Annotated in this window: 8 protein-coding genes and 4 pseudogenes; 6 read left to right on the top strand and 6 right to left on the bottom strand. The window is 57.3% G+C overall.

Translation table 11 applies throughout. The features are described 5' to 3' along the window. Positions 1-542 (top strand): MFS transporter (locus J2D73_RS17645; RefSeq protein ID WP_207883485.1); only part of this gene is annotated, 542 nt, incomplete at its 5' end. Positions 543-625: 83 nt separating this feature from the next. Here J2D73_RS17645 and J2D73_RS17640 read toward each other — a convergent pair. After that, positions 626-925, bottom strand: a complete 300-nt coding sequence (locus tag J2D73_RS17640; protein WP_207883483.1) for a type II toxin-antitoxin system RelE family toxin — start codon at positions 923-925, stop codon at positions 626-628. A 120-nt stretch (positions 926-1,045) separates the two neighbouring features. On the opposite strand from J2D73_RS17640, the pseudogene J2D73_RS17635 reads away from it, so the two are divergent. Both J2D73_RS17635 and J2D73_RS17630 read left to right on the top strand, forming a co-directional pair. Continuing rightward, a pseudogene (locus J2D73_RS17635) lies at positions 1,046-1,841 on the top strand (IS5 family transposase). A gap of 28 nt (positions 1,842-1,869) precedes the next feature. Beyond that, positions 1,870-2,952, top strand: a pseudogene (locus J2D73_RS17630) (IS5 family transposase). A gap of 131 nt (positions 2,953-3,083) precedes the next feature. On the opposite strand, the pseudogene J2D73_RS17625 reads toward J2D73_RS17630, so the two are convergent. Then, positions 3,084-3,533 (bottom strand): annotated as a pseudogene (locus J2D73_RS17625) (IS6 family transposase); the annotation flags it as partial. Positions 3,534-3,667: 134 nt separating this feature from the next. Between J2D73_RS17625 and J2D73_RS21300 the strand changes: the two are divergent. Both J2D73_RS21300 and J2D73_RS17615 read left to right on the top strand, forming a co-directional pair. After that, positions 3,668-3,883, top strand: a complete 216-nt coding sequence (locus J2D73_RS21300) for a type II toxin-antitoxin system VapB family antitoxin (RefSeq protein WP_369334007.1) — start codon at positions 3,668-3,670, stop codon at positions 3,881-3,883. Then, positions 3,880-4,251, top strand: coding sequence for a type II toxin-antitoxin system VapC family toxin (locus J2D73_RS17615; protein ID WP_207883479.1), 372 nt, complete (start codon positions 3,880-3,882; stop codon positions 4,249-4,251). The genes J2D73_RS21300 and J2D73_RS17615 overlap by 4 nt, the downstream gene beginning before the upstream one ends. A 201-nt stretch (positions 4,252-4,452) precedes the next feature. Here J2D73_RS17615 and J2D73_RS17610 read toward each other — a convergent pair whose 3' ends face one another. Further along, the gene (locus J2D73_RS17610; protein ID WP_207883477.1) at positions 4,453-5,118 is read right to left on the bottom strand and encodes a DUF2268 domain-containing putative Zn-dependent protease; all 666 of its coding nucleotides are present in this window, start codon (positions 5,116-5,118) and stop codon (positions 4,453-4,455) included. Between the two features lie 354 nt (positions 5,119-5,472). On the opposite strand from J2D73_RS17610, the gene J2D73_RS17605 reads away from it, so the two are divergent. After that, positions 5,473-6,114: a YopT-type cysteine protease domain-containing protein gene (locus J2D73_RS17605; protein ID WP_207883475.1), complete on the top strand. Its 642-nt coding sequence runs from the start codon at positions 5,473-5,475 to the stop codon at positions 6,112-6,114. A 321-nt stretch (positions 6,115-6,435) separates the two neighbouring features. Here J2D73_RS17605 and J2D73_RS17600 read toward each other — a convergent pair. From J2D73_RS17600 to J2D73_RS17590, 3 genes and pseudogenes are all read right to left on the bottom strand, one after another. Further along, a pseudogene (locus J2D73_RS17600) lies at positions 6,436-7,058 on the bottom strand (IS6 family transposase). 185 nt (positions 7,059-7,243) lie between these two features. Beyond that, entirely contained in the window at positions 7,244-8,476 is a 1,233-nt protein-coding gene (locus J2D73_RS17595) for a pyridoxal phosphate-dependent aminotransferase (RefSeq protein WP_207883474.1), read from the bottom strand. A gap of 2 nt (positions 8,477-8,478) precedes the next feature. Next, positions 8,479-9,681 carry a pyridoxal phosphate-dependent aminotransferase gene (locus J2D73_RS17590; protein WP_207883473.1) on the bottom strand — a complete coding sequence of 401 codons (1,203 nt, stop codon included), beginning with the start codon at positions 9,679-9,681 and terminating at the stop codon, positions 8,479-8,481. Between the last annotated feature and the right edge of the window lie 273 nt (positions 9,682-9,954).

The following is a 9,954-nucleotide window of genomic DNA, read 5'->3' as shown; positions in this document are numbered from 1 at the left end:
CGACCACCATTGGCGCGCTTGGCTGGGGGGCGTCGATGCTGAGCGGTGGTGAACACACCAGCATGGCGTTTGCGGCTTCGGACGTGTCGATGGTGCCCATCGGCTGGGTGATCGGTTGCCCGCTGTTGGGGTGGATATCCGACAAGATCGGACGTCGCAAACCTGTACTGATCGGTGGCGCGGTGGTTCTTCTGGCCGCCAGTTTGTGCGCCCTGTACGTTCCGGTCGGTGTAATGCCAAAATACATAGTGGCGCTCGTCATGGGCGTTGCCTCGGGCGCCGCTATGATTCCGTTCTCTTCAATGAAAGAAGCTAACCCGCCTGAGGTCAAGGGAACGGCGGCCGGTGTTATGAACTTCCTCGTGTTTGGAACAACCGGGGTCATGTCACCACTCGTCTCGTCCCTCATGCACAAGGGCGTGGACCTGTCGATGGCGGATTATCGACATGCCTTCATGCCGCTGATCATCGGCATCGTCATTGCGATCGCCCTTTCCTTTCCGCTGCGCGAAACAGGCTGGGCCGTACAGAAGGCCGAATGAAGATTTGTTCAATCGGCGATTATGCACTTGACGACACCAACGCAGACGACACGCCTACGTCGCGTAGAGCGGGGTGTATTCGTCTAGCGGTCGCGCTTCTTCGGAGGGTAGGCGCTTAGTCGCTTGGCGGGTTCCGGCTCGTCATCGTTCTTGGCCGGTGGCGAGACGCCAAGCGCGTTGCGCATGATGTCGTCAAAATCGCCCTGCTTCATCCGCATTTCGTCGGCGGGTTCGGAGTTCGTCTTCGGCATCCGATACACGTCCTTCCGATTGTCGATATCGAGGATCACAACCTCGGCGTGGAAACCCTGCCTTACCACATACGGGATGCGGTAGTCTCCCGATCGCTCCCGATAGACCGGCTCCCCTTCGGGAGTTTCCACGTCGTGCAGCTGGAGGGTTCGAAAAACCTCTGGTTTTGAGGCTTTCTGTGTGATTCCATTTCCCCTTAGAGGGCCTTTCAAAACCCTTGTACTATGTGCCTGAATGAGGGATGAGGCTGTATGGCTCCACCTCTTGTCTCCGATGAACTCTGGGCGATTATTGAACCGCTCCTTCCTGATATTCCTCCACGTCCAAAAGGTGGACGCCCCCGTCTTTCCGACCGGTCAGCATTGACGTGGATACTGTTCGTTCTTCTGACCGGCATTCCATGGGAGATGCTTCCTCGCGAGATGGAATGTGGCTCCGGGGTGACGTGCTGGCGGCGTCTGCGGGATTGGCAAATTGCTGGAGTTTGGGACAAGCTTCATCGGGTGTTACTGACCCGCCTGCATCAAGTTGTACTGGAGCCGGGCCTGCATGGACAGCGCGTCCATTGCAGCAAAAAGGGGGGGTGAAACGACCGGTCCGAACCCCACGGATCGCGGCAGACCCGGCACGAAGCGCCATATCGTCACTGATCGACAGGGTATTCCGCTGACTGTTCTGCTGTCTGGGGCGAATGTCCATGACAGCAGGATACTTGAGCCTCTGCTGGATGCCCTGCCTCCCATTCAGGGGAAGAATGGGAGGCCACGCCGGCGCCCTGGAAAGCTTCACGCCGACAAAGGCTATGATTACAAACGCTGCCGTATGGCGTGTTCCCGCCGTGGGATCAGACACCGCATTGCGAAAAAAGGCGTCGAAAGCAGCTCACATCTCGGGAAGCATCGCTGGGTCGTCGAGCGCACATTCGCCTGGATCTCACGTTTCCGACGCCTCACCGTCCGCTACGAACGAAGGGCCGACATCCATCTGGCGTTCACCATAATCGCATGCTCGCTCATATGTTTCCGAGCACTCAAAACGTGGTTTTGAAAGGCGCTCTTAGTTGATTGGGGCATGGATCATGAAGCAGCCGGGTTTCTTTGATGTTGAAGAGCGGCTTACTCGATTGAGCGGGCTTGGCGATCAGCTCGAAGCGTTTTCCCGGATTGTGGATTTTGAAGCGTTCCGTCCTAATCTGGAAAAGGCCCTGGCGTATTCCGATGGAAGCAAGGGCGGACGACCGCCATTTGATCCGGTGCTGATGTTCAAAATTCTGGTGATCCAGACGCTGAACAATCTGTCCGATGAACGGACGGAATACCTGATCAATGATCGTCTCTCCTTCATGCGCTTTTTAGGCTTGGGGCTGTCGGACTGTGTGCCTGATGCCAGAACCATCTGACTGTTCAGGGAACGCCTGACCCAGGCGGGTGCGATTGATGGCCTGTTCAATTGCTTTGACGCGACCCTGCGGAGCGCTGGTTACCTGCCGATGTCAGGCCAGATCCTGGATGCCACACTCGTAGCGGCTCCAAAGCAGCGCAATACCAACGCGGAGAAAGAGTATCTTCGTGAAGGGCGGATCCCACAGGACTGGCAGGACAAGCCGTCAAAGCTGTCCCACAAGGATCGTCATGCACGATGGACGCTGAAGTTTACGAAGGCGAAGCGACAGGAGGACGGGAGTATGCCCGCAACAGATCTGGCCATCCCGTTCTTTGGCTATAAATCGCACGTCTCCATCGATCGGAAATATCGGCTGATCCGCAAATGGAAGACAACGGATGCCGCTGCCAGCGACGGCGCCAGACTACGCGAGGGCCTGTTGGATAAAACCAATACAGCCTCAACGGTCTGGGCCGACACAGCCTACCGCTCCAAAGCCAATGAAGACTTCATGGGAAAGTATGGCTTTGTCTCGAAAGTCCACAGGAAAAAGCCGCATCTCAAGCCCATGCCCCGCCATATCCAGCGGTCCAACGCGGGGAAGTCGGTGGTCCGCTCGCGTGTCGAGCATGTCTTTGTTGATCAGAAATCACAGATGGGATTGTTCATCCGAACTGTCGGTATCACCCGGGCCACCATGAGGATCGGCCTGGCCAATATCGTCTACAACATGCGCCGTTTTCTCTTCCTGAAACAGATCAGTAGCGCTGCGTAGCAATCTTGCGGGTGGCAGCCCCCGATCTGTTCAAAACGCAGATCGAAAGCGACCCTAGGAACCGTCAATCAGCACGCCAAAAGCTTAAAATCAGAGCCAAGGCACATCAACCAACGGTTCTTCGAACCCTCCACCTGACGTCTGGCCGCCCCGTATGATTTCAACCTGTCGGCGATCATCCTTTGGGGACGAGCGCCCTGCTTCTTCAACAATCGGGTCAGGAGGCGTCTCGCGGCCTTCGTGTTGCGCCGCGCCTGCAAGATTTCATCGAGAACGTAACCGTCCTGATCGACGGCCCGCCACAGCCAGTACGGCCTGCCGCCAATCATAATCGGGACTTCGTCGAGATGCCAGATGTCTCCGCGCCTCGCCGGTTTACGGCGCAGCCTGCGCGCATACGCCGCTCCGAATTTCAGGCTCCACAGGCGGATCGTCTCATACGAAACGACAATCCCGCGTTCGAGCAGCATCTCCTCGATCAGCCGAAAGCTCAGAGGAAACCGGAAATACAGCCACACAGCATGTGCTATCAGTTCGCGCGGAAAACGGTGACGTTTGTAGCTGACAGGGGAAACGCTCATGCAGGCAATCTTACAGCCCCAAAGTTAATGTGACAGCACCCGTGACCTTTGTAGCCGCTATGGGGGGGATATGGCCGAGAAGCCTTTAGGGTGGGCATTGAAATAGCCACGGATATGTGCCATTTTTTGTGCCTATGGTGAGGAGGCGGGTTATGCGGACAACAGTGGCTCTTGATGACGACCTTATCGCGAAAGCCCAATCTTATACGGGCTTAACTGAAAAATCGTCGCTGATCCGAGAGGCGTTGAAAGCTCTTATCGAGCGAGAAAGCGCCGCACGTTTGGCACGCCTCGGCGGCAGTGAACCAGGAGCGAGTGCAGGGTCTCGCCGTCGAACCGACCCTACATGATTTTGGTCGATACCTCGGTCTGGATTGATCATCTGCGTCAAACTGATCAGAGGCTTTCCGTGCTACTGGTACGTCGGAAGATCCTCGGTCATCCATTTGTTATCGGGGAGCTTGCGTTGGGGAGCCTCAAGCAACGGGACGTCATCTTGGACTCGCTACGAGGATTGCCATCGGCGCTGGTTGCCAGCGATGATGAGGTCCAAGCCTATATTGACCGGCACGCTCTTTTCGGGCTTGGGATTGGTTACGTGGATGCTCACCTTTTGGCGGCAACGGCTTTAACGGTCGGAGCAAAGATATGGACACGTGACAGGCGTTTGAATGCTGCGGCTGACCGTGTAGGCGTCAGCGCGAATTTGACGCACTGACCGCTCAGTCCGGAATTATCGCAATCACCAATATAAGGTGGCTGGAAGGCCTATGCCAGCTTCGGGGACCACGCGGTCACGTGCTGAACGACGACAATGGGGGGATTGCGACAGTCTGCTTTTTACCACTTGCTATCAACAAGCAGACATTCGGCAACGCCCTGACTTTGCCGATCGCCGTTCAGTCTATCGCCCTGACACTTAATCTGTAGAAATTAATCCACTTTTGATTGCGGCTGTGATGGGAACATCGGCAGCTACGTTGATCCAATCGACTGTATCAGCGCAGGTAGTGTTTAGCCACTCACCCACGATCTCATAACCAAGCGTGTAACCAAACCACCTCGGGATCAACCCTCTCCCAAAAAACCAACGCGCGTGGTCATACCTAGCGTCCGAAAGCGCGCTTTTCTTCACCATAAAGGCCTGCAGTATCGAGATGGGAACTGCGGCTTCCCATGGTTCGGGCTGCGACTGCAGTACATGCTGGACGAAACGACCAGCCAACCCTTCACTGACCAGCGCTTCGCCAAAAGTCTTGCCGTATCCTTGGCCTGCCATTCTGAGGCAGTGGTGAACCTCATGTACGATTTGGCGTGCTAGAGCTCCATTAAGAAGGCTGTTCGCAAGGTTCGGATTATCAGGATCAAAGCTCAGGGCGAATAAGCTAGCCCTGTAGGCTCGACCTGAAATGCCAAGCTCCGGAATAGTGTGACCAACCGCGCGTTGAATAAGGACATCTATTTCGGGTATCTGAACATGGTGCGACAAAGCAGTATAGGCCGATTGAAGTGCATCCATCATAATAGTGTGATAGTCGTCGAGGTTCCCAGACGCGCCCAACCAGTGAACCGTCCAATTTTTCATTGTTGCTGTCCCCGCTTATATGGTCAAAAAACAACGCCCGTTACAAAGTCTGGGATGTTGGGGTTTCATACAAGGTGGGAATACTTGGAACGGCAAGGGCGGGAGAACGGAATGTCGGTTATCGGTAAGGCTTGACCGGAAGCTGTCATTCGCTGCGTTCAAGTATTACGCCAAGTTGTGAATTCGGTTTCATTGCATTTGTAACCTGAATTCACACGGCGATAATTTTCATCTCAAGTTTCACATAGTAAGTTCACGGCCTAGATTTCTGGGTATCGGAGGGCTGAGTGGCCACTCCTCGCTACGCTCGTGCCAAATACAATGGCAACGTCTCTTTTTTTTGGGATGACTCTAATGGATCCTTGGCTTGTGAACCTCTGCCACGCTCAAGGCGCTTATGCCGAGATCGACTATCAGCAGGCGCAAGACCCTGAAGCGCTCGGCTACGAGTTGACCGCCAATGGGTGGTGTCTAGGTATGGCAATCCAATGGCTGATCCAGAATTCGCAGCGTAGTAACATCTGGGACTTCGATAGCAGAGGCAGGCTAAGGCTGCGTCCCGAGGTGACGCCGGCCATTCGCTTCATTATGGCGCGGCAAGGTGTGATCCATAAGCAGTTCTGGGGGGATGCTGCATCTCAGATCGATAAAGCTATGCTCAAGGGTGGGTTGAAGCCTGCAAACAAGGTAGAACGACTGAACCAGCGATACACGCCGGTTGGCATTTTTACGGCCGTGAAAAGTATGACAGGTCCTTACACTGTGCTGCAAATTTATTGGGGTGGCACAATGCAACGGCAGACGGCTGGTCACGCTGTTGCGTTTTTGATGACCGGCAGCCGTCTTGGTTTCATGGACCCCAACTTTGGGGAATTCACATTTGACAGCATGGATAAGATGCTCCGGTGGTTCAACGCGTTTATGCTTAGGACTTACCCCTTAAACGGCGGTGGACAATCCTTCTGCTTGTCGTCTTATACGAAAGCTCAGGCTTAGTATTAATCATGCGGTGGGCACGCAAACGCGGATATTTCTGCTTTGAAGGGCGCCCGGATATTTCCGCGTTGTTGCCACAGCGGAGATAAGATGCCGACCGAGTAATAGATTACGCGACGAGCCGTCTTGATAGTTCGTGAATCCTCCGCGCCAGAACCCGTGCTTCAGAAGGCTCGGTAGCTCGGCCTCGTAGCGTCGGGCGTCACCGGTGACGCGCGCCCGGACGCCGAGAAGCGGGAGAGCCTGTTTTCGAGCAGCGCCCGGTCTTGGGTGCTGTCACATTAACCGAGCTTGGGTATTTAGAGGTTTTTAGCGGGTTATTCAGGCAGGGAGAGCGTTCGCACCATTCCATTGTGCGAACGCCCTGATGCGGTGCAAATGTCGGGAGATGGCGTAGTCGATCCAGGCTGGTGGGACGAACAGATTACGGACGGCGGAAAATACCGAGACAAAGCGCTGATAACCTCCTGGTGATCCAAACCTTTGCACGGCGCGTTCGCGCTTTCGCAGCGGCAGATGGGAGTTCTCCGCCCTGTTGTTCAGGCCTTTGTGAGATCGGTGTTCCACACGCGGCATGACCTGACGCTTGGCTGCTCCGTATGATTTCAGTTTGTCTGTAATCATGCGTTTTGGTCTGGCGCCCTGCTTCATAGAAGCCGCGTCAACAACCGTCTCGCCGCTTTCGTATTGCGTCGTGTCTGCAGGATTTCATCGAGAACGGAGCCGCCTTGATCGATGGCGCGCCTGCGGCGAGCCCTGCGAGCAAACGCCGTCCCGGACTTCCCGCTCCAACGGCGGATCGTCTCATACGACACGACAATCCCGCGCTCGAGCAGCATCTCCTCGATCAAGCGGAAGCTCAGCGGGAACCAGAAGTACAACCACACGGCATGGGGAGCGCTCTTGCGGGGCAACCTACAGCCCAGAAGCTGATGTGACAGCACCCGCCGCGCCGACCGACTGAACCGGCCGCGTTTGCTGCTTTTGAAATTTGACGTTCGCGATTGAAACGGGGAAGGATGGCTTTATCCCAAAGTCAGTCTATTACATTTCGCTTAGCAATGTCCGCTTTCGTACAGCTGCCACGAATGCTTGAATGCCCGAGATGAAGGGCGAAAGCAGACCTCTCCTACCTCAACGAAGCAACAAACCCGGCAATACGCCTGCACGCCTCTTCAAGCTCCGCATCGCCGGTCGCGCAGGACAGCCGCAGATACGGCGACAGACCGAACGCCGATCCGGGAACCGTCGCGACATGCGCGCGATCAAGCAACGCCAGCGCGAAATCGGCGTCGGTTGCGATCACGTGTCCATCGGGAGTGGTCTTGCCAAGGCATCCCTCCACGCCGGGATAGGCATAGAACGCGCCGGACGGCATCGCGCAGGTAATGCCGGGAATGGCGCGCAACGCCTCCACGACGGCCTTGCGCCTTTTTGCGTAGGTCGCGCGCATGACGCCAATCAGGTCTTCAGGGCCGTCGAGCGCTGCTGCTGCGGCGGCCTGCGCCACGGTGCAGACGCCCGAGGTTGCGTTACCCTGCACCGTGCGCATGGCGGCGATCAAATCGCGCGGACCGCCCGCGTAGCCGACGCGCCATCCGGTCATGGCGTAGGCCTTGGCGACGCCGTTCATCGTCAGGATGCGATCACGCAGGTCGGGCGCTACTGCTGCGAAGGACGTGAAGCGCCGGTTGTCGAAGACAAGATGCTCATAGATCTCGTCAGACAGAATCCAGACATTCGGGAAGTCGCGCAGGACCGAGGCGATGGCGCGCAGTTCTTCTTCGGTGCAGACGCCGCCGCTGGGGTTGTTCGGGAAGTTCAGCACCAGCCATTTGGTGCGCGGGGTAAGCGCCTGCGCCAGCCGATCGGCGCGCAGGCTGAAACCGTCGCTCTCGTCGCAGACCGGATGCACCGGAACGCCGCCCAGCATCCGCGCAATCAGCGGATAGCTGACCCAGTAGGGCGCGGGGACGACGACCTCGTCGCCCGGATCGATGGTCGCCATGAAGGCGTTGAAGATGATCTGCTTGCCGCCGTTGCTGACGATCAACTCGTCCGGCGCGTAGTCGAGACCGTTCTCGCGCGCGAACTTGCGCGCCACTGCGGCCTTGAGCGCCGGGGTTCCGTCGACAGGCGGGTATTTGGTGTCGCCCGCGAGCGCGGCCGCGTGAGCGGCTTCGATTGCGGCGGGGGGCGTCGGGAAATCCGGTTCGCCGAGGGCGAGGGAGATCACTTTATGCCCTGCGGCGCGCAGTTCTCGCGCCCGTCGGGCCATCTCGATGGTCGCCGATGCAGGCAGTCCGTCCAGACGCGCCGCCAGACCGGGGCGCGGGACCGCCCCGTTTGTCCCGCCGCTCATCGTCACCGAAGTCCGGCGCAGAAACGCTGGATGCGCTCGCACGCGTCGCGCAGGCTCTCTGTGTCGGTTGCATAGGAGACGCGGAAATAGCCCGGATACATGAACGCGGAGCCATGGACGGCTGCCACGCCTTCGTCATCCAGAAGCGCCGTCACGAATGCCTCGTCCGTGTCGATCAGCTTTCCCGATTCCGTGCGCTTGCCGATGCAGCCGGACATCGACGGAAATACATAGAACGCGCCTTCGGGGCGGCTGCATGTCAGGCCAGCCGCCTGATTGAGCATCGAGACGACCAAATCGCGCCGTTCCCGATAGGTCTCACGCATTCCCTCGATGAAATCTTGCGGTCCGGTCAGAGCTTCGAGCGCCGCCGCCTGCGCGATGGAGCAGGGGTTGGAGGTCGACTGCCCCTGAAGCTTGTTCATGGCGCGGGTCATTTCGAGCGGCGCGCCGGAGAAGCCGATGCGCCATCCGGTCATGGCGTAGGCCTTCGAGACGCCGTTCATTGTGACCGTCCGGCTGCGAAGCTTTGCCTCGACCTGAACGACGGTGGCGGGCTTGAAGCCGTCGTAGACAAGCTTGTCGTAGATATCGTCCGTAAGAACCCAGACATTCGGGTGACGAAGCAACACGTCGCAGAGCGGGCGCAGATCTTCAGCCGCATAGGCGGCGCCCGACGGGTTGCAGGGGGAGTTAAGGATGAGCCACTTGGTCTTCGGCGTGATTGCCGCTTCAAGCTCTTCCGCGGTCAGCTTGAAGCCGTTCTTTTCTTGACAGGGAACGATGACCGGCTTGCCGTCCGCCAGCGCCACGATATCCGGGTAGGACACCCACCCCGGCGCAGGGATGATCACTTCGTCGCCGGGATTCAGGGTCGCGACCATCGCGTTGTAAATGACCTGCTTGCCGCCGGTCGAGACGATGATCTCCTCCGGGGTGTAGTCAAGGCCGGAGTCCAGTCGGAAACGTTCGGCCACGGCTGCGCGAAGGGCAGGGGTTCCGGGGACGGGGGTGTATCTGGTCTGGCCGGTTTCGATGGCCCGGATCGCTGCGGCGCGGATGTTCTCCGGCGTGTCGAAATCCGGCTCGCCTGCCGACAGGCTGATGACGTCGCGGCCTTCGGCCTTGAGCGCCTGCGCTTTGGCCGTAATGGCGATGGTCTGACTGGGGCTTACCTTGTTCAGACGGTCGGCGATGAACGACATTGCGATGAGATCCTGACCTTATGAAAACGCGCCCCCGGGGAGCGATTGGTCGACGAAGCCGGGGCTGGGACGATAGAATGTTTCCAATTCGGACGGAACTCTTCCCTGGTGGGTTTTTCTTTCATGTCAGGGAGCGAAATACTGCATGCTTTGGGCTGCTGGCTGGGTGGAGAAAGATTAAAGTCTGATATTTTCGGTAATTTTTTTTAGTATTTGTTTAAATAACTTAGAAATCAACGAAATTGACTGTATGTTTTCAACGAAAAAAATATC

The sequence above is a fragment of the Acetobacter sacchari genome, assembly GCF_017377715.1.
Taxonomy (GTDB): domain Bacteria; phylum Pseudomonadota; class Alphaproteobacteria; order Acetobacterales; family Acetobacteraceae; genus Acetobacter; species Acetobacter sacchari.
This window is presented reverse-complemented; position numbering and strand designations above follow the sequence as displayed.